The organism is Cobetia sp. BMC6, from assembly GCF_029991385.1.
GTDB lineage: Bacteria > Pseudomonadota > Gammaproteobacteria > Pseudomonadales > Halomonadaceae > Cobetia.
The window spans coordinates 26,424-45,804 of record NZ_JAKUMF010000006.1 but is presented as its reverse complement, the minus strand read 5'-3'; the positions used below and the strand labels follow the sequence as shown (position 1 = coordinate 45,804).

The following is a 19,381-nucleotide window of genomic DNA, read 5'->3' as shown; positions in this document are numbered from 1 at the left end:
CCACACAAAAGCCCCCGCAGGCATGGCCTGCGGGGGCTTCTTCATTTACGCAATCTGTACCATGCGCTCAATGACGGCGCAGGCGCGATCAGAACGCCTTGCGACGGTAGGCGCGGTAACGCGGCTGCCAGAAGTTCTTCTCGATGTTGGCCTGGATGATCTCGTCGCTGGAGGTCAGCGCCACGCCATCGGCCTGGGCCTGACGCGCCACGTCGAAGGCGATCTGGCGGCTGATATCCTGGATGTCGCCCAGTGACGGCAGCAGCGCGCCCTCGCCCTTCAGGACGATGGGAGCGTTATTGGCCAGCGCGTTGGCGGCGGCCATCAGCATGTTGTCGGTGATGCGCGAGGCATTGGACGCCAGCACACCCAGACCGATGCCCGGGAAGATGTAGGCATTGTTGCACTGAGCGATCGCGTGGGTGTGGCCATTGTGCTCGACCGGCGCGAACGGGCTGCCGGTGGCGACCAGCGCCTTGCCGTCGGTCCACTCGATGACTTCCGCCGGTGTCGCTTCGACGCGCGAGGTCGGGTTGGACAGCGGCATCACCAGCGGGCTCTCGCAGCCGGCCTGCACGGCACGGATCACGTCTTCGCTGAACAGGCCACGCTGGCCGGACACACCGATCAGCACGCTCGGCTTGGCGGCCTTGACCACATCCAGCAGGCCGCGGTCACCGAAGTCGGTCACGCTGTCGACGTCGTGGGCCAGACGGCTCTGGAAGTCGTAGAGGTCTTCCATGTCGCTGGTCAGCAGACCGAAGCGATCGACCATGAAGACGCGCTTGCGGGCCTCGGCCTCGTCCATGCCTTCCTTGACCATCGCCACCACGATCATCTCGGCGATACCGCAACCGGCGCTACCAGCACCCAGGAAGGTGACGCGCTGGTCGGAGAGCTTCTCGCCCTTGGCCTTGCAGGCAGCCATCAGGGTCGCGACCACGACGGAGGCGGTGCCCTGGATGTCGTCGTTGAAGCAGCAGACTTCATCGCGGTAACGCTCGAGCAGCGGCATGGCGTTGGCCTGCGCGAAGTCCTCGAACTGGATCATGGCCTTCGGCCAGCGGCGCTTCACGGCAGTGATGAACTCGGCCACGAAGGCGTTGTAGTCCTCACCGGTGACGCGCTCGTGACGCCAGCCCATGTAGCGCGGGTCGTCGAGTAGCTTCTGGTTGTTGGTGCCAAGATCCAGCGAGATCGGCAGGGTGTAGGCCGGGCTGATGCCGCCACAGGCGGTGTACAGTGACAGCTTGCCGATGGGGATGCCCATGCCACCGATGCCCTGATCGCCCAGCCCCAGGATACGCTCGCCATCGGTGACGACGATGACCTTGACGTTGTCCTTGGTCGCGGAGCGCAGGATGTCATCCATGTGCTCGCGGTCCGGGTAGGAGATGAACAGGCCGCGGTGGTTGCGGTAGATGTTGGAGAACTCTTCGCACGCCTGACCGACGGTCGGGGTGTAGATGATCGGCATCATCTCCTCGAGGTGTTCCTCGATCACGCGGAAGAACAGGGTCTCGTTGTCGTCCTGCACCGAGCGCAACAGGATATGCTTGTCGAGGTCGGTGGCGCACTGCTGATACTGGCTGTAGACGCGCGCGACCTGCTCTTCGATGCTCTCGACATTCTGCGGCAGCAAGCCCATCAGATTGAAGCTGACACGCTCCTCGAGGCTGAAGGCGCTGCCCTTGTTGAGCAGCGGCATCTCGAGCAGGCTCGGGCCGGCGTAAGGAACATACAGGGCGCGCTTGGAAGTATCCGTCATGGCGAGACTCTTGAATCAGTGGGGACGACCTCACGCTCGGCAAGCTTCTCGGCATGCCGGCAGACAAGCGCAGCATGCCCGCTGAAGCACCGCAGAAGACCTGCTGGCAACCGGGCGTCCGAGGGACCTTTCGACGTGCAGTTTCCACGTGCGAACAAGGCATGATGATAGCACGCGCAGTGCTATCTCCGGCAGCCTGTGCAAGGTCGGCGTGCGTTGCGCAGACAAGGGTACTGCATGACGAGAAACGCCTCGCTCATCCCCCTGACGGGGAAGGAGCGAGGCGTTCGCGGTCACGTGCGAGGAATGGCTCAGGCCAGATCGGCACGCGATGCCGGCTTGCGCGGCGCAAGGGCGAAGAAGGGACGCAGCTTCACGCCCAGCATGTTGCCGACGAAGGCCATCACCAGCCACAGCCAGCCATGCAGGCTACCGGAGGAGATGCCGCCGAAGTAGGCGCCGATGTTGCAGCCGAAGGCCAACCGCGCGCCGTAGCCCAGCAGCAGGCCACCCAGCACGGCAGCCACCAGCGAGCGCAGCGGAATGTTCCACTTCGGTGCGAACTTGCCGGCCAGCAGCGCCGCCGCCAGCGCCCCCACCACGATGCCGATGTTCATTACCGTGGTGATGTCCGTGTAGAGCGGTGCCGCCAGTGCCTTGGCATTGCCCGCCGCCTGCCAGTAACCCCAGTCACTGACATCGAAGCCCAGCGTGGTGTAGACCTTGGTGCCCCACAGCGCGAAGGCCGAGGTGATACCCCACGGACGCCCGGCCAGTGCCAGGGTGGCGAAGTTGAGCAGCGCCAGCGCCACGGCACCCGCCAGCAATGGCCAGGGGCCGCGCAGGAAACGTGACAGGCCACGCGGCTGACTATCGGTCACGGCGGCCTTCTCGAGCTCACCGTGACGACGCTTCTCCAGCGTGCGTGTCACCAGCACGATGATGGCGAACAGCACCAGGCTGACGATGATGCCGCCCAGTGCACCGAAGCTGTCCACCAGCGAGACGGCGGGCAACGACGGCAAGCTCTGCCACCAACTGAAGTGCGCGGTGCCGATCACCGAGCCGACGCAGAAGAAGATCAGGGTGATCACCATGCGCGCATTGCCGCCGCCGACGGTGAACAGCGTGCCCGAGGCGCAACCGCCACCCAGCTGCATGCCGAGGCCGAACAGGAAGGCGCCGACCACGACGGAGGTGCCCAGCGGCGAGACGAAGCCGGAGACGTCCTGCCCCCACAGGCTGCCCGCTGCCAATACCGGGAAGAACAGCACCACGGCGATCGCCAGCATCAGCATCTGGGCACGCAGGCCGCGACCACGACGCTCGGTGATGAACACTCGCCAGGCGGAGGTGAAGCCGAAGGCCGCGTGATAGAGCACCACGCCCAGCGCGCCACCGATCAGCAACAGCAGGCCCTGGCGCCAGCCGGCGACCAGACTCAGCAGCACGGAGGCAATGACCAGCAGCCCACCCGCCCAGACGGCGCGAGGATTGATGGCGGTAGTTGGCTGGACAGGCTCACTGGCCTTGCCCGGCATCGCGTGTTGACTCATGTCGTACCCCCTTGTGTATTCAGCATGCTTCGAGCATTGATGCGGCAAGCCTAACGCTTCGCTTTATAGCTGTGAATGAATTTACAGCATGCTTTTCATTCCCTTCAGGTATATACCTGACATCACGCCCCGGATGCCATCAGCACGACAGCCTCGATGACGCCGCCCTCTGAAGCGACGGCGCCAGTAACAGAAACCCCCGCCATCCGGGAAGATGACGGGGGCCGATCGAGCAGCGTGGACAGGCGATCTAGAGGAAGTTGCCCAGACCTACAGCGCGACGCAGACGCTCCATCATCGGTGCGGCCTCTTCACGGGCACGCTCGGCGCCACGCTTGAGGATCGCCTCGACGTGCGCCGGGTCTTCCATCAGCTCGACGTAACGCTCGCGCGGCGCCTTGAGGTGATCATTCAGGTATTCGAACAGCTGGTTCTTGGCGTCGCCCCAGCCGATGCCGGCCGCGTACTGCTCACGCATGGCAGCGACTTCCGCCTCGGTGGCGAAGGCCGAATAGATCTGGAACAGCGAACAGGTATCCGGGTCCTTCGGCTCGCCCGGCTCCAGCGAGTTGGTCTTGATCTTGCGCACACTCTTGAGCAGCTGCTTCTCGGTGCCGAACAGCGGAATGGTGTTGTTGTAGCTCTTGGACATCTTGCGGCCATCGAGGCCCAGCAGCAGCTGGGATTTCTCGTCGGTCACCGCCTCGGGCATGGTGAAGTAGTTGCCCTTGAAGAGGTGGTTGAAGCGTCCGGCCATGTCGCGCGCCATCTCGATGTGCTGGATCTGGTCACGCCCCACCGGCACCTTGTGGGCATTGAACATGAGGATATCCGCCGCCATCAGCACCGGATAGCTGAACAGACCCATGTTGATGCCGCGATCGAGATCCTCGATGCCCGCTTCCTCATTCTCGGCCACGGCGCCCTTGTAGGCATGCGCACGGTTCATCAAGCCCTTGGCGCACACGCAGTTGAGCAGCCACATCAGCTCCGGGATTTCCGGCACGTCCGACTGGCGGTAGAAGATGGCATTGTCGGTGTCCAGACCCAGTGCCAGCCAGGTGGCAGCGATCTCACGACGCGACTCCTGCACGCGCTTCGGGTCCTGGCACTTGATCAGAGCGTGGAAGTCGGCGAGGAAGTAGAAGGACTGGACCGTCGGGTCCTGACTGGCTTCGATGGCAGGCTTGATGGCGCCGACATAGTTGCCGAGATGAGGGGTGCCGGTGGTCGTGATGCCGGTAAGAACGCGGGTCTTGGTCATGGATGCACTTCTTGGGCGTCTGGGTCGGGAGGTCGTGCCGCGGGGCCGCACTCGCTCACAATGGATCACGACAGGTCGCGGCAACGCCCGCTCGAATCCCTCGAACGCAGCCACCATGACCTGTCGCTATATGTCCCACATCTTACCCTGAGGCGTGCAGCCTTCGTAAGGGCCGGCGCGCCCGACTCACTCCTTCGCCAGCGCCTCGGCGAGCGCAGTGACCGGCATGTCGAAGGCCTCGCCGACTTCCGGCAGGATCAATTGCCCCGCGTGCACATTGAGGCCCGCGGCAAAGTGGCTGTCCCGGCTCAGCACCTCGCGATAGCCGCCATTGGCGAGGCGCACGATATACGGCAGCGTCGCGCTGGTCAGCGCCTGGGTCGAGGTACGTGCCACCGCGCCGGGCATGTTGGCCACGCAGTAATGCACGATGCCATCCACCACGTAGGTCGGCTCGGCGTGGGTGGTCGCCTGGCTGGTCTCGAAGCAGCCGCCCTGATCGATGGCGACATCCACCAGCACGGCGCCTGGCGTCATCTTGCGCAGATGCTCGCGGCGAATCAGCTTGGGGGCCGCCGCCCCGGGCACCAGCACGGCACCGATGATCAATGCCGATTGCCGCACCGCTTCCTCCAGCGCCTCGGAGGTCGAGTAGACGGTACGAATCTGGCCCTGATAGCGATGGTCCAGCGTCTCGAGACGCGCCAGTGAAGTATCGAGAATCACCACCTCGGCGCCCAGCCCCAGCGCCATACGTGCCGCGTTCTCCCCCACCACGCCACCGCCGATCACCGTGACCCGCGCCGGCGGCACACCGGGCACGCCGGGCAACAGCACGCCCATGCCACCCTGCGCCTTCTCCAGCGCGTGCGCGCCGGCCTGGATCGCCATGCGTCCGGCGACACGACTCATGGGTGCCAGCAGCGGCAGGCCTCCGTCGGCATCCGTGATGGTCTCGTAGGCGATGGCCGTCACGCCGCTCTCCAGCAGGCTCTCGGTCAGCTCACGGGCGGCGGCCAGATGCAGATAGGTGAACAGGGTCTGGCCGCGGGCGAGCCGGGCGACCTCGGCCGGCTGCGGCTCCTTGACCTTGAGAATCAGCTCGGCGTCGCGAAAGACCCGCTCGACGTCCGACTCAAGACGCGCGCCCACGCCCTGGTATTCGGCATCGGGGTAGCCACTGCCCTCCCCGGCACCAGACTCGACGATCACCTCATGGCCCTGGGCGATCAGCTCACGCACGCCGGCAGGCGTGAGGGCGACGCGATACTCGTGGTTCTTGATTTCCTTCGGCACGGCAATCTGCATGGTGAACTCCTTGCACTGCTGGCGGAATACACTGACGTCATCACGACGCCTGCTACAAGCACAGCAGACTCGTCAGCGTCTTGCCAATCAGATACCAGCAAGATTCACCAAAACACGCCAATGATGCAGTGGAATGCGAGGAATCATCGCTGACTGACAGTTTCCTCGCTCACCAGCGCCGCCGAATAGCATTCACGATAGGCTCCGGGCATGCGTCGGGCACGTCCGCTCGAGAGCTCGATGCAGACAAAGCGAGTACGCGCCTCCAGCAGTGTCTGGCCATCAGCGCAACGGCGCAGCTGGAAACGACGCGTCAGACTCAGGCGACCATCGCAATCCACCAGCCAGGTCGCCAGCATCAGCGAATCGCCAAGTCGTGCGCTGGCCAGATAGTCGATCTCGTGACGGTGTACTGCCATGCCGCGGTCCTGCTCACGGTAGTGCTCGAGACCAAGCCCCAACGCTTCAGAGTGTGCCCAGCTGATGTCCTCCAGCCAGCGCACATACTCGGCATTGTTGACGTGACCATAACCATCCAGCGCCTTCTTCTTCACGCTGATCGGCAACAGGAACGGCCGTGGCAGCGCCCAGCCGGGGAAATCTTGCGTCAACGGCGGCGCGTCGCTCGCCTTCGGGGCGCCTTTGCTCATGCCACGAACTCCGGGTCCTCATCGCGCGGGGGCGCCTGTGGTGCGGGCTGCTGCGGCGCGCTTGCCCCACACGCCCAGCACTCGCTGAAGCTGCCCTCGAGACGCTCGCCACAGGCACACTGCCAATCCGGCAGGGGCGGCGCGGCCTCGATGCTCGCCAGCAGGCGGCGGGCACGTGGAAGGTCATGCTCTGCCACCCACAGCTGGGGCTCGCAGTCGAGCACGGGCAACTCGCCCGCGGCCGAGCCGAGCAGGCGATTGCGCAGCTCACAGGGGATGCCCTCGCTTTCCAGCAGGTTGCGCCAGTGATCGAGCAGCACGAGATTGTGATGAGATGTCAGTCGTCTATACATGCCGTCAGACTATCAGAGTCCATGAGCCATGGACGATTAGCCAAAAGCGAGCCGCAGTCGATAGACAAGCCACAGACGCCCCACATTCCACAGACGACAACGCCGCCCCGAAGGGCGGCGTTGTCATCGATGCCGGATGGCACAGCCATCAGTCCTGATATCCGTCAGGCGTCATCAGTCGCGATAGACGCGCACACCGAGGGCCTTGAGGTAGGACGTCTCGGGAATGGACGGGTGCACAGGGTGGTCACTGGCCTGATGGCCCTGGAAGATGACCTGACCGTGGCGGTCCTGGTGACGCACGGCGCCACGCACCACATCCATCAGGCGCTCCGGCGCCAGATGCATGGAGCAGGAGCCGGACATCAGCAGACCGTCACGGCCCAGCAGGCGCATGGCTTCACGGTTGAGGCGTGCATAGGCGCGCTCGCCGTTGGTGATGTCCTTGCGCTTGCGGATGAAGGCGGGCGGATCCGCGATGATGACGTCGAACTGCTCGCCTTCCGCACGCAGGGCCGAGAGGGCCTCGAAGACGTCCGACTCCGCGATGGAGACGCGATCCTCGACACCGTTGAGCACGGCGTTGTCCGACACACGCTCGAGCGCCGCGCCGGAAGCATCGACACACAGCACTTCGCTGGCGCCATGCGCCGCCGCCTGCACGCCCCAACCGCCGACGTAGCTGAACAGGTCCAGCACGCGCTTACCTTCGACCTGACGGTTCAACCAGTCACGGTTGGCGCGGTGGTCGTAGAACCAGCCGGTCTTCTGGCCGTCGAGCACCGGTGCCGTGAACTGGACGCCGTTCTCCTCCAGCAGCACGCTTTCCGGCAGCTCGCCATAGACGACTTCGACGTTGCGCTCGAGCTGTTCCTGACGGCGACCGCTGGAATCGTTCTTGAACACGATGGCTGTCGGCTTGACGACCTTGAGCAGCGCATCGACGATCACTTCCGCCAGACGCTCCATGCCGAAGGTGTTGAGCTGGCAGACCAGCACATCGCCGAAGCGATCGACGATCAGGCCCGGCAGCAGGTCGCCTTCGCCGTGGACCAGGCGATAGAACGGCTTGTCATAGAGGCTCTCGCGCAGCGACAGCGCCTGGTTGAAGCGGTGCACCAGCAGCGAGCGATCCAGGCGCTGCTCCGGGTTGCGCGACACGATGCGCGCGCAGATCAGCGAGTTCGGGTTGACGTAGGCAACACCCATCGCACGCCCATTGCTGGCCTCGATGATGGCCTGGGCGCCCGGTTCGAAGTTCTTGAGCGGTGTCGCGACGGTATCGACTTCATTGGAGTACAGCCACAAATGGCCGGCCTTGAGGCGGCGATCAGCATTCTTCTTCAGGCGCAGACGTTCAGTCACGGGAAATATCCAGAAAGCAGAGGAAGGGACAGGACGACGACAGGACGCGCCCGAACGGGCCTATTCTAGTCGTCATGGCGGCCCCGGTCACGGAGCCCCCCGGTCTAGCAGTGGTCTGATGCGGCTCGCCGCTAGTGCTGACAACAAGGGCAGAAGCAGCTGGCGCGCTGGCCCAGTACCAGACTCATGATCTCGTGGCCGCATTCGCGGCATGGCTCGCCACCCCGTCCGTAGACGTTGAGGCTTTGCGCGAAGTAGCCCGGCTTGCCATCTCCGCCGACGAAGTCACGCAGCGTGGTGCCGCCCTGGTCGATCGCCGCTGCCAGCACGCTGCTGGCAGCGTTGGCGAGGCGCTCGCACTCCTCGCGCGTCACTTCACCGGCAGGACGGCGCGGGTCGACACCGGCCATGAACAGCGCTTCGCTGGCGTAGATGTTGCCCACGCCCACCACGTTGGCGTTGTCCATCAGAAACGGCTTGATCGCCACACGGCGCTTGCGGGAGCGCGCAAAGAGGTGCTCGCCATTGAAGGCATCGGACAACGGCTCCGGCCCGAGTCGCACCAGGCGCTTATCGGCATGCGGGTCACCGCGTACGAAGTCGACGAAGCCGAAGCGACGTGGGTCGTGATAGCGCAGCACATGGCCATTGCCGAGCACGACATCGACATGATCATGCGTACGTGGCGGCGTGCCGATAGGCACCAGCCTGAGACTGCCGGACATGCCCAGGTGCCAGAGCAGATGGCCATCGGCGATCGGCAACAGCAGGTACTTGGCGCGACGTGCAAGCGTGCCGAAACGCTGACCCACCAGCCACTCGGCGAGCTCGCCGGGCACGGGGGTACGCAGACGCGGCTGACGCACGATCACCTCGGTGACCTCCTGGCCCTCGACCAGCGGCGCGATACCGCGACGGGTCGTCTCGACTTCCGGTAATTCGGGCATGTTCTCTCCTCGGCTGACCGCCAGACGCACAACAGGGTGACGACAGAAGCCGCCACCCTGTTGCAGGATGCCCAGAACAGCGACATCCAGATACTCGAAAACCCGGTCAGGACCGGGTTTTCGAGGGTTCCGACAGCACGCTGGCGGGAGACAAGATCACTTGATCTTGGCTTCCTTGTACATCACGTGCTTGCGAACGACCGGATCGTACTTCTTGAATTCAAGCTTGTCCGGAGTGTTACGCTTGTTCTTGTCGGTGGTGTAGAAGTGGCCAGTACCGGCACTTGACACCAGCTTGATCTTGTCACGCATTTTCAGTTTCCTTCCACAGTCGCATTCACCGAGCGATTGAGAGCGTTGCCCTCGGCTCGGTTGCCATTGCTACAGGGGCTGTCTTCTAGTGTTTAGAAGCGCTCGCCACGTGCAGTGAGGTCCTTGAGGACTTCGTCGATACCCTTCTTGTCGATGATGCGCATGCCCTTGGTAGAGACGCGCAGCTTGACGAAACGCTGCTGGGATTCAACCCAGAAACGGTGGGTGTGCAGGTTCGGCAGGAACCGGCGACGAGTCTTGCGCTGGGAGTGAGAAACATTGTTACCAGTCACCGGGCGCTTGCCGGTAACCTGACATACTTTGGACATTGGAGCCTCCAACCGCTGCGTTGGCTAAGTTGTTCAAAACCTGTCGGGCAAACCGGAAGTGGCAGGCGCCGCCTCATGCCCTGATTTCAAAGTGTTTACGTCCGTTCCGGAAGACAAGCTTTCGGGTGCTGGAACGTGCAGGCGCAGCATTTTACCCGAAGAGGAACGTGAAAGCACGTCCTATACGGATTTTTTTCGCCAGCATGCCCGTGCCCGAGGTGTCGCATCGGTACAGACGCTTCTCAGCCAAACGCTTCACTCAGCCAATGTCGGCCAGAGTGGTCGCGAATTCTGTGGTGGGTGATACGGGAGGCGCAACATTACCACAACCAGTGCCCTGGTTTGCAATCCCTGCGCATTTCTCATGCCAGTGGCGACCGCATCTGGCGGGGCTGTGCCGTCATCGAGCACTCAGCGACTCAGCTTCGTGGACGCCTCAGCTACAGCCAGCCGCGCTCGGCAAACGAGACCACCTCGCCGTCCCCGACCACGAAGTGATCCAGCACACGAATATCGAAAAGTCCCAGCGCCTCTTCCAGTCGCTGCGTGATGCGCCGGTCAGCCTCGCTGGGCTCCGCGACGCCAGAGGGATGGTTGTGAGCGAGAATCAGGGCGCCGGCATTGAGCGCCAGCGCCCGCTTGACCACTTCGCGAGGATAGACGGCGGCGGCATCCAGCGTGCCGGTGAAGAGTGTCTCGAAGCGGATGACGCGATGCTGGCTGTCGAGAAACAGCGCGGCAAATACCTCATGCGGCAGGTCGCGCAGATGCGAGGAAAGATAGCGCCGCACCAGCAGGGGCGATGTCAGGGCGGCCCCGCGCATCAACAGGCTCTCCAGATGGCGACGCGACAGCTCAAGCGAAGCCTGCAGCTGCACATACTTGGCGTCACCCAGTCCGCGCGCTGCGCAGAAGTCCTGCTGGGTTGCCTCCAGCAACGGCCTGAGACCGCCGAAGGTGTTCAGCAGGTCGCGCGCCAGATCCACCGCCGAACGCCCTTTTATACCCACGCGCAGAAAGATGGCCAGCAGCTCGGCATCTGACAAGGCCCCTGCCCCTGACGACAACAGTTTCTCACGCGGACGCTCTCCGACCGGCCACTCTCGAATCCCCATGCACTCTTCTCCCATCCCCTGCCGCCCGAATGGCTGACAGTCCAAAGCATGAGAAGCGTGGTCACATGCGGTCTCTTTCGCCATCGCGAGCATCAACGCTTGCCGCCCTGAGGGCCTGCGTCTGGTCCCTGCATGCCATCAGATGACAGCCCCGCCCCATGAAGCGAGCGCTCGCATGGACCAAAGCGACACTCGGCGTCGCGGGCCAGCGGCGCTACGCAAGGTTGCATCACGGTGATATGGTAGAGGGCAAACGCGCGAGCGTAGCAATCGACGCATCAGGGACGCAGGACACACCATGCATTCACTCGCCGGAAGGCGCATTCTGCTGGGCATCAGTGGCGGCATCGCGGCCTACAAGGCCGCTCTGATCACCCGCCTGTTGAAAAAGGCGGGCTGTGAGGTGCGCATCGCCATGACCGAAGGAGCTCAAGCCTTCATTACACCGCTGACCTTGCAGGCGTTGTCGGGCAATTCGGTGCATACCTCCCTGCTGGACCCCGAGGCCGAGGCCGGCATGGGGCATATCGAGCTGGCCCGCTGGGCGGAGGTCATCCTGATCGCGCCCGCCACCGCCGACCTGATGGCCCGCCTGGTGCATGGCCATGCCGATGATCTGCTCACTACCCTGTGCCTGGCCAACAGCGCGCGCTGGGTAATGGCCCCGGCGATGAATCAGGCCATGTGGGCGCACCCCGCCACCCAGCGCAATGCCCGCCAGCTCAGTGCCGATGGCTGGGCGCTGCTCGGCCCGGCCAGCGGCGAACAGGCCTGTGGCGACGTGGGAGCGGGCCGCATGCTGGAGCCGGAAGAGATCGTCGCGGCGCTGGGCGATCTCATGCGCCAGAGCGACCCCAGCGGCCAGAGCAATGAGATGTCATTGCCGGCCGCAGGCCTGACGGTGACCATCACCGCCGGCCCGACCCGCGAGCCACTGGACCCGGTGCGCTACCTGAGCAACCACAGCTCCGGCAAGATGGGCTATGCGCTGGCCGCAGAGGCCGCGGCGCTGGGCGCCAGCGTGCGCCTGATCAGTGGCCCGGTGGCACTGACGACCCCGACTGGCGTCGAGCGCATCGATGTCGAATCCGCGCTGGACATGCAGGCCGCCGCCGAGGCGGCCGCCGGCGAGAGCGACCTCTTCATCGGCTGCGCGGCAGTCGCCGACTTCCGCCCGGCCACGGTCGCCGACCACAAGCTCAAGAAGCAGTCAGGCGAAGAGCAGATGCAGGTCACGTTGATCCGCAATCCGGATATCATCGCCGGCATCGCCGCCCAGACGCAGGCACGCCGCGCCGCCGGCCAGCGGGCGCCACTGGTGATCGGCTTCGCCGCCGAGACCCGCGATGTGATGCGCTATGCACGCGACAAGCTCGCGCGTAAACAGCTCGACATGATCGTCGCCAATGATGTGAGCACGCCTGGCCTTGGCTTCGGCAGCGACAGCAATGCCGCCACCCTGCTGTGGCAACCGCTCGATCAGAACACGCAACACGAACAGGCCATCGCGGCCTGTCCCAAGACGGAACTGGCGCGCGCGATTCTGAAGCGCGCCCTGGCACTCCATCAGCACAGGGTCAGCCTCGACCCTGCCATCCAGACCGTTACACCGACTGTCACCGACGATCAGGAAGCACCTTAGATGACCCGCCCCCGGCTCGAACTCAAGATTCTCGACGAGCGCGTTCGCGATTACCCGCTGCCGCATCACGCCACTCCCGGCAGCGCCGGCATGGACCTGCGCGCACTGCTCGACGCGCCGCTGACCCTGGCGCCGGGCGCCTGTGAGCTGGTGCGCACAGGGCTGGCGATCCATATCGCCGACCCCGCGCTGGCCGGCATGATCCTGCCGCGCTCCGGTCTGGGGCACAAACACGGCATCGTGCTGGGCAATCTGGTCGGACTGATCGATTCCGACTATCAGGGCGAACTGATGATCTCGGTCTGGAACCGCGGCGAGAGCGAGTTCGTGCTGGAACCCGGCGAGCGTCTGGCACAGTACGTGCTAGTGCCAGTGGTACAGGCGGAGCTGGTGGAAGTCTCTGAATTCGAGGCCAGCCAGCGCGGCGAAGGCGGCTTCGGCCACTCCGGTCGCCACTGATTGCCCCGTCATGCCACAGGGCAGCCGAGCGGCAGGCTCGCACCGGCTGCCGGGCTTCCGGTCACAAGGAAGCCCGGCAGATTTCCACACTGATCGTCATGCAGCGATAGCGTTCGAGACGCATGACGCCTCAAGCGACTTCACGATTGATTCAACCGACAGGGATGCACCATGAGTCAGGTACCCGCTTCAATTTTCCGCGCCTACGATATCCGTGGCATCGTGGATGAGACCCTCACCGAAGACGGCGTGCGCGCCATCGGCCAATCCATCGGCAGCGAAGCCGCGGCACGCGGTGAATCTACCGTCGTGGTCGCGCGCGACGGCCGTCTCTCCGGCCCGCGCCTGTCCAAGGCGCTGATCGCGGGTCTGCGCGATGCCGGCCGTGATGTCGTCGACATCGGCATGGTGCCGACACCGGTGCTCTACTACGCCACCAATATCCTGGAAGGCACACGCTCCGGCGTGATGCTGACCGGCAGCCACAACCCGGCCAACTACAACGGTCTGAAGATCGTGCTGGCCGGCGAGACCCTGTCCGGCGACACCATCACCGACCTCTATCGTCGCCTGCAGGAAGGCGATCTGGCGCAAGGCGAAGGCAGCCTGCGTGAAGAGGACGTGCGTGAGCGCTATCTGGAGCAGATCACCGGTGATGTGGTCGTCAAGCGTCCGCTCAAGGCCGTGGTCGATTGCGGCAACGGCGTGGCCGGCGAGCTGGGCCCGGAGCTGATCCGCCGCCTGGGCGTCGAAACCGTGCCGCTGTTCGAAGAGATCGACGGCAACTTCCCCAATCACCACCCGGACCCGGGCAAGCCGGAAAACCTGCAGGACCTGATCAAGACCATGCAGGAAACCGGCGCGGACATCGGCCTGGCCTTCGATGGTGACGGCGACCGTCTCGGTGTCGTGACGCCCAAGGGTGAGATCCTCTACCCGGACCGCCTGATGATGGCGCTCTCGGAAGACCTGATCGAACGCGTACCGGGCGCGCGCATCATCTTCGACGTCAAGTGCACCGGCAATCTGGCGACCGTGATCGAGAAGGCCGGCGGCACACCGGAAATGTGGCGCACCGGCCACTCCTTGATCAAGGCACGCATGAAGGAAACCGGCGCGGCACTGGCCGGCGAGATGAGCGGCCACATCTTCTTCAAGGAGCGCTGGTTCGGCTTCGATGACGGCATCTACGGTGCCGCGCGCCTGCTGGAAATCCTCGCCAAGCAGGATGTCGATGCCGACACCTTCTTCGCCCGCTTCCCGCAGGACCTCGGCACCCCCGAGATCAATGTGGAAGTGACCGACGAGAACAAGTTCGCTATCGTCGAGCGACTGGCCAGTGAAGGCGACTTCGGCAGCGATGGTGTCAAGACAACGCTGGACGGCATTCGTGTCGACTACGCCGATGGCTGGGGCCTGTGCCGCGCCTCCAACACCACCCCGATGCTGGTGCTGCGCTTCGAAGGCAAGTCGGAAGCCGCACTGGAGCGCATCAAGGACAGCTTCCGCGCTGCGCTCAAGCAGGCCGAGCCGAGCCTCCAGGCACCGTTCTGATCCCGCATTGGCTCGCCATCGACAGGATGGCATGAGTCGCAACGGGGCGGCGGTCTACCGCTTGATCGCCGCCCTTGTCTTGCCAGGCACTGCAGCCGCTCATCCGGGCGCATCAGGTGCCTGAAGCAACCGATTTGCATGACAGCGCGCACCGCGCGTGCTGAAAGACCGTTTCGAGTGACAGTGTCCGGACTCTCTTTCCGGACCATTTTCTGTGGAGTGATACGCTGATGAGCCACGCCAACCGCGACCCGCATCAGGTGGTCGAGGTCCTGTCCGAAGCCCTGCCCTATATCCAGCAGTTCTCGGGCAAGACCGTGGTGGTCAAGTACGGCGGCAACGCCATGACCGAAGAAGCCTTGATCGACTCCTTCGCTCGCGACATGGTGTTGATGAAGGAAGTCGGCATCAATCCGGTGGTCGTGCATGGCGGCGGCCCGCAGATCGGCGCGCTGCTCGAGAAGCTGAACATCGAATCGCGCTTCGTCGATGGCATGCGCGTCACGGATTCCGAGACCATGGACGTGGTCGAGATGGTGCTGGGCGGCCTGGTCAACAAGGGCATCGTCAACCTGATCAACCAGAGTGGCGGCAAGGCCATTGGCCTGACCGGGAAGGACAGCGGTCAGATTCGCGCCCGCCAGCTCAAGGTCAGCGGCCAGACACCGGGCATGAATGCCTCTGAAATCATCGACATTGGTCATGTCGGTGAAGTCGAACATGTCTCCACGGACCTGATCGAACTGCTGACACGCAACGATTTCATTCCCGTCATCGCGCCCATCGGGGTCGATGCCGAGGGCCGCAGCTACAATATCAATGCCGACCTGGTCGCCGGCAAGGTCGCCGAGGCACTGGGCGCGGAGAAATTGATGCTGCTGACCAACGTGGCTGGCCTGATGAACGCACAAGGCGAAGTCATGACCGGCCTGACCACCGAGGCGGTGGATGGCCTGATCGAGGATGGCACCATCTACGGTGGCATGCTGCCCAAGATCAGCTGTGCACTGGACGCCGTGAAGCAAGGCGTGCGCAGTGCCCACATCATCGATGGCCGCGTGCCACATGCGACCCTGCTGGAAATCTTCACCAATGCCGGGGTCGGCACGTTGATCAGCAACGCGGAAGCGGACACTGACAAGGCGTAAGGTGACAAGCCGGGGCTCGGCCCCGGTATTTCGCGCGAGGCAAGCGACACGCCTCAGGACACGGACCCGCCCGTAGCACACTGCTGCAGGCCGCGATAAACGACAAGATTCCATGACGCAGGCGAATCCAAAACAATCACGTCGCGAACAGATCCTCCAGGCACTCGCCCTGATGCTGGAAGAGGACAGCGGCAAACGCATCACGACTGCAGCACTGGCACGACAGGTCGGTGTCTCGGAGGCGGCGCTCTATCGTCACTTCCCCAGCAAGGCGCGCATGTTCGAAGGACTGATCGAATTCATCGAGAGCACGCTGTTCGAGCGTATCGCGCTGATCATTCAGGACAACGACACCGCGCATGCCAGGGTGCACCACATCCTGAGCCTGCTGCTGGGCTTTGCCGAGAAGAATCCGGGCCTGTGTCGTCTCCTCAACGGTGATGCCCTCACCGGCGAGACGGCACGCCTGCGCACGCGCATGGCGCAGCTGTTCGAGCGCCTCGAGACGCAGATCAAGCAGGTACTGCGCGAAGCCGAACCTCGCGAAGGACTGCGACCGGCCATCACCGTCACGGCAGCGGCCAACCTGCTGATGGCATGTGCGGAAGGCCGCATCGGCCAATACGTGCGCAGCGACTATCGCAAGCGCCCGACCGAGCACTGGGAAGACCAGTGGCAGCTGCTGAGCCGCGACCTGCTGCTGAGCAGTCAGGAGCGCATTGCCGTCTGAGAGGCCTTGCCTGGCGCGTATGAGCCGCACCAGAACGAATGCCCCGCCTGCAGTCATTGCAGGCGGGGCATTTTTCCAGGTCAGGCCATCTCATGTCACGACCTGGAGAGGCCGGATTGCACGGACGGCCCCTCAGGCGTTGACGCTGAAGCGCTCCAGTATGGCCTCGGCGGACATCGGCCGCGCCAGCAAGTAGCCCTGGTAGGTATCACAGCCCAGACGCTTTAGCTCCTCGAACTGCACATCCGTCTCGACTCCCTCGGCGACGATCTCATGACCCAGCGAGTGCCCCAGGCTGATCACGGCACCGACCAGCTGGATGGCCTGCTGATTGGGGCAGCGGATACCGCCATCAGAGCCGGCGACCGCATCCATCTTCATCACGAAGCTGCGGTCGACCTTGAGCACATCCAGCGGCAGGGATGACAGATAGGACAGCGACGAATAGCCCTGCCCGAAGTCATCCAATGCCACACGTACCCCCAGCTCACGCAGCGCGCCGAGCACGGCAAGCCCCCCTTCCATGTCCTGGATCAGCAGCGTCTCGGTCACCTCGACTTCCAGCCGGGTCGGTGACAGCTTCTGGCTTTCCAGCACGCCGAAGACTTCATTCTCGTAGCCCGAGGTCAGCTGGCGCGCCGACAGATTGACCGCCATGCGCGGCATGTGAAGGCCGGCTTCCTGCCAGCGCACCATCTGGGCACAGGCCTCCTCGAGCACGAAACGCCCGAGGCGGAAGATCAGGCCGGTCTCCTCGGCCAGCGGAATGAACTGGGCTGGCGAGATCATGCCCAGCTCCGGGTGCTGCCAGCGCAGCAGCGCCTCGACACCCTGCAGCTCACCATGACTATCCAGCTGCGGCTGGTAATGCAGATAGAGCTGCTCGCTGCCGATGGCTTGACGCAGATCCTGCTCCAGCGTCATGCGCGAGGCGACATGCTTGTCCAGCGAGGACTCCCAGCGCAGCGCATGATCGCCGCGCGACTTGGCGTGATAGAGCGCCACATCGGCATTCAGCATCAGCGCCTGGGCATCGCCATTGGTCTCGGACAGCACATACCCTGCCGTCAGACTGATGATCAGCGGGCGCCCCAGAATCGTGAAGGGACGCTCGACCTTCTGCTGGATCTTGTCCACCACCTGCGCCGGATCACCATTGCCATGCGGCAGATAGAGGCCGAACTCATCGGCCCCCAGACGCGCCACCAGACCGCCCGGCGGCAGCAGACGGCGCAGACGCTCGCCGACCGCGACCAGCAGCTGGTCACCGGCTTCATGGCCCAGGCCATCGTTGACGGTCGAGAAACGGTCAATGTCGGCGTAGATCATCAAGCCACCCGCCGCGACACGCTCATCGGCCGCCGCCATGAAAGCCTTGCGGTTATAGAGTCCCGTCAGGGCATCATGGCGCGCCAGGAAATCGAGCTGACGCTCGGATTCCTTGTGCGCACTGATGTCGAGCAGCAGGCCTTCCCAGTAGCGCACGCCATCCTCGCCCTCGATCATCACGCTGCGATCAAGCACCCAACGCTCATGGTCGGCGATGATGCGGAAGACCTGCTCATGGCGCATCTGCGCGCACATCGCCCAGTGGCGAGCGGCGCTGACGGACTGACGGTCTTCCTGATGGATCAGCTCGGTCAGGGTGATGCCGGCCCCGACAAGCGATTCGGCCGAGCGGCCGAACAGCTCGGCCGAGCCGTTGCTGATGAAGGTCAGCACTCCGGTGTTGACCTCGATGCGATACACCACGCCCGGCAGGTTATCCATCAGCGTCACCAGGGTGCGAGAACGCGCCGTCATCGACTCGAGCGCCCCCTCCAGCTCATCATGACGCTCAGCGCGCTTGCGCTCTGCACGCGCCACCACGACCACCAGCACGACCAGGAAGATGCCGCCGAGCAGCATGCCGAACCAGATACGATGCCACCACAGCCACCACAGGCTGGAGATCGGCTGACTCACGACGCTGAACAGCTTGAGCGGTGCGATATAGCTACCCGCCGCCATGCGCGGCTGGCCGTCGAAGCCCGGCACATGGTAGCGACGCACACCACGCTCGGAGATGTACTTGCCCATGTTGGCCATCGAGGACAGCGGCAGCTTGCCGGTCACGCCCAGCGCATGCTCCTGGGGGCTCGAGAACAACAGCAGGCCGTTGGTGGAAAACAGACGCAGGCGCTGTCCATCATCGGAATTCGGGTTGGCCAGCAGGCTACGTGACTCGGAGAAATCCAGGCAGCCGATCAGCAGCCAGGACATGCCTTCGATATCCATATGCCGATAGAACGGCAAGCCTGGCTGACCGGATGCCAGCGGCAGTGCGGAGCCGAACAGCAGGCTGCTGCGTCCGGGCAGCGCCTGGGCTTCCGGCTGGGTCAGCTGCCAGCTGCAACTGCGCCCCACGCCGATCTGACGCAGGCTGCTGCCGCGGTAATCGGCAAACGGCACCACCATCAGCGAGACCAGAGAAGGATGACGACCCAGCGCGCTATCCAGCGAGCCACGCCACAGCTCCTTGCCTTCACTGCCCAACACGCGCTCCAGCACCATCATCTCGCGTGAGACATTGGCGATCAGCTGCTCGGTGGAGATATGCAGCTGGGTATCCAGCAGCTCCAGGCGACGCATTTCCTGTTCACGCACATCAAACCATTGGCTGGCCAGAAACAGGCCACCCAACACCACCATCAAGGCCGCATTGAGCCCAAAGATTCGCCACAGCGAATGTGTGCCATTGACGTGCGAGGAAATCGGGTCCACGGGGCCACCAGTAGAAATGTTTCATGTCTTAGTGTGACAGAATGAAACATTGTGTTGCACTGTTCAACCAATAACGACGGATTCCTCGGGATCCACTCTCCCTCAACGAAAATGCCCC

17 protein-coding genes are annotated in these 19,381 nt (G+C 63.8%); 5 read left to right on the top strand and 12 right to left on the bottom strand.

Annotated elements, in window-relative coordinates; genetic code table 11:
• Nucleotides 1–88: 88 nt before the first annotated feature.
• The 11 genes from MKZ40_RS12165 to radC all read right to left on the bottom strand — a co-directional run bounded on the left by MKZ40_RS12165 (nt 89) and on the right by radC (nt 10,967).
• Nucleotides 89–1,768, bottom strand: a complete 1,680-nt coding sequence (locus MKZ40_RS12165) for an NAD-dependent malic enzyme (RefSeq protein ID WP_175089685.1) — start codon at nt 1,766–1,768, stop codon at nt 89–91.
• A 311-nt stretch (nt 1,769–2,079) separates the two neighbouring features.
• On the bottom strand, nt 2,080–3,309 hold the full coding sequence (locus tag MKZ40_RS12160; RefSeq protein ID WP_175089726.1) for a YeeE/YedE family protein: 1,230 nt from the start codon (nt 3,307–3,309) through the stop codon (nt 2,080–2,082).
• Between the two features lie 265 nt (nt 3,310–3,574).
• On the bottom strand, nt 3,575–4,588 hold the full coding sequence (locus tag MKZ40_RS12155; protein ID WP_175089686.1) for a tryptophan--tRNA ligase: 1,014 nt from the start codon (nt 4,586–4,588) through the stop codon (nt 3,575–3,577).
• 186 nt (nt 4,589–4,774) lie between these two features.
• Nucleotides 4,775–5,896: an alanine dehydrogenase gene (ald, locus tag MKZ40_RS12150; protein WP_175089687.1), complete on the bottom strand. Its 1,122-nt coding sequence runs from the start codon at nt 5,894–5,896 to the stop codon at nt 4,775–4,777.
• A gap of 143 nt (nt 5,897–6,039) precedes the next feature.
• Nucleotides 6,040–6,546, bottom strand: a complete 507-nt coding sequence (locus MKZ40_RS12145) for a thioesterase family protein (RefSeq protein WP_175089688.1) — start codon at nt 6,544–6,546, stop codon at nt 6,040–6,042.
• On the bottom strand, nt 6,543–6,899 hold the full coding sequence (locus MKZ40_RS12140; protein ID WP_175089689.1) for a DUF2007 domain-containing protein: 357 nt from the start codon (nt 6,897–6,899) through the stop codon (nt 6,543–6,545). Before MKZ40_RS12140 ends, MKZ40_RS12145 begins: the two co-directional genes overlap by 4 nt.
• Nucleotides 6,900–7,073: 174 nt before the next feature.
• Nucleotides 7,074–8,264 (bottom strand): class I SAM-dependent rRNA methyltransferase, encoded by a 1,191-nt coding sequence (locus MKZ40_RS12135; RefSeq protein WP_175089690.1) that lies wholly within the window; start codon nt 8,262–8,264, stop codon nt 7,074–7,076.
• Nucleotides 8,265–8,395: 131 nt separating this feature from the next.
• Nucleotides 8,396–9,211, bottom strand: a complete 816-nt coding sequence (gene mutM, locus MKZ40_RS12130; RefSeq protein WP_175089691.1) for a bifunctional DNA-formamidopyrimidine glycosylase/DNA-(apurinic or apyrimidinic site) lyase — start codon at nt 9,209–9,211, stop codon at nt 8,396–8,398.
• A gap of 156 nt (nt 9,212–9,367) precedes the next feature.
• Complete coding sequence (rpmG, locus tag MKZ40_RS12125; protein ID WP_016417370.1) at nt 9,368–9,523, bottom strand: 50S ribosomal protein L33; 156 nt, start codon at nt 9,521–9,523, stop codon at nt 9,368–9,370.
• Nucleotides 9,524–9,615: 92 nt separating this feature from the next.
• Nucleotides 9,616–9,852 carry a 50S ribosomal protein L28 gene (rpmB, locus tag MKZ40_RS12120; protein ID WP_043336270.1) on the bottom strand — a complete coding sequence of 79 codons (237 nt, stop codon included), beginning with the start codon at nt 9,850–9,852 and terminating at the stop codon, nt 9,616–9,618.
• Between the two features lie 440 nt (nt 9,853–10,292).
• The gene (radC, locus tag MKZ40_RS12115; RefSeq protein ID WP_043336272.1) at nt 10,293–10,967 is read right to left on the bottom strand and encodes a DNA repair protein RadC; all 675 of its coding nucleotides are present in this window, start codon (nt 10,965–10,967) and stop codon (nt 10,293–10,295) included.
• Between the two features lie 298 nt (nt 10,968–11,265).
• On the opposite strand from radC, the gene coaBC reads away from it, so the two are divergent.
• From coaBC to slmA, 5 genes are all read left to right on the top strand, one after another.
• Complete coding sequence (gene coaBC, locus MKZ40_RS12110; RefSeq protein WP_175089692.1) at nt 11,266–12,609, top strand: bifunctional phosphopantothenoylcysteine decarboxylase/phosphopantothenate--cysteine ligase CoaBC; 1,344 nt, start codon at nt 11,266–11,268, stop codon at nt 12,607–12,609.
• Nucleotides 12,610–13,068 (top strand): dUTP diphosphatase, encoded by a 459-nt coding sequence (gene dut, locus MKZ40_RS12105; RefSeq protein ID WP_043336274.1) that lies wholly within the window; start codon nt 12,610–12,612, stop codon nt 13,066–13,068.
• 171 nt (nt 13,069–13,239) lie between these two features.
• Nucleotides 13,240–14,622 carry a phosphomannomutase/phosphoglucomutase gene (locus MKZ40_RS12100; RefSeq protein WP_175089693.1) on the top strand — a complete coding sequence of 461 codons (1,383 nt, stop codon included), beginning with the start codon at nt 13,240–13,242 and terminating at the stop codon, nt 14,620–14,622.
• A 230-nt stretch (nt 14,623–14,852) separates the two neighbouring features.
• Nucleotides 14,853–15,770, top strand: a complete 918-nt coding sequence (argB, locus tag MKZ40_RS12095; protein ID WP_043336279.1) for an acetylglutamate kinase — start codon at nt 14,853–14,855, stop codon at nt 15,768–15,770.
• Nucleotides 15,771–15,882: 112 nt separating this feature from the next.
• Complete coding sequence (slmA, locus tag MKZ40_RS12090; protein WP_175089694.1) at nt 15,883–16,500, top strand: nucleoid occlusion factor SlmA; 618 nt, start codon at nt 15,883–15,885, stop codon at nt 16,498–16,500.
• A 132-nt stretch (nt 16,501–16,632) separates the two neighbouring features.
• On the opposite strand, the gene MKZ40_RS12085 is transcribed toward slmA, so the two are convergent.
• Nucleotides 16,633–19,263 carry a GGDEF domain-containing phosphodiesterase gene (locus tag MKZ40_RS12085; protein ID WP_175089695.1) on the bottom strand — a complete coding sequence of 877 codons (2,631 nt, stop codon included), beginning with the start codon at nt 19,261–19,263 and terminating at the stop codon, nt 16,633–16,635.
• Between the last annotated feature and the right edge of the window lie 118 nt (nt 19,264–19,381).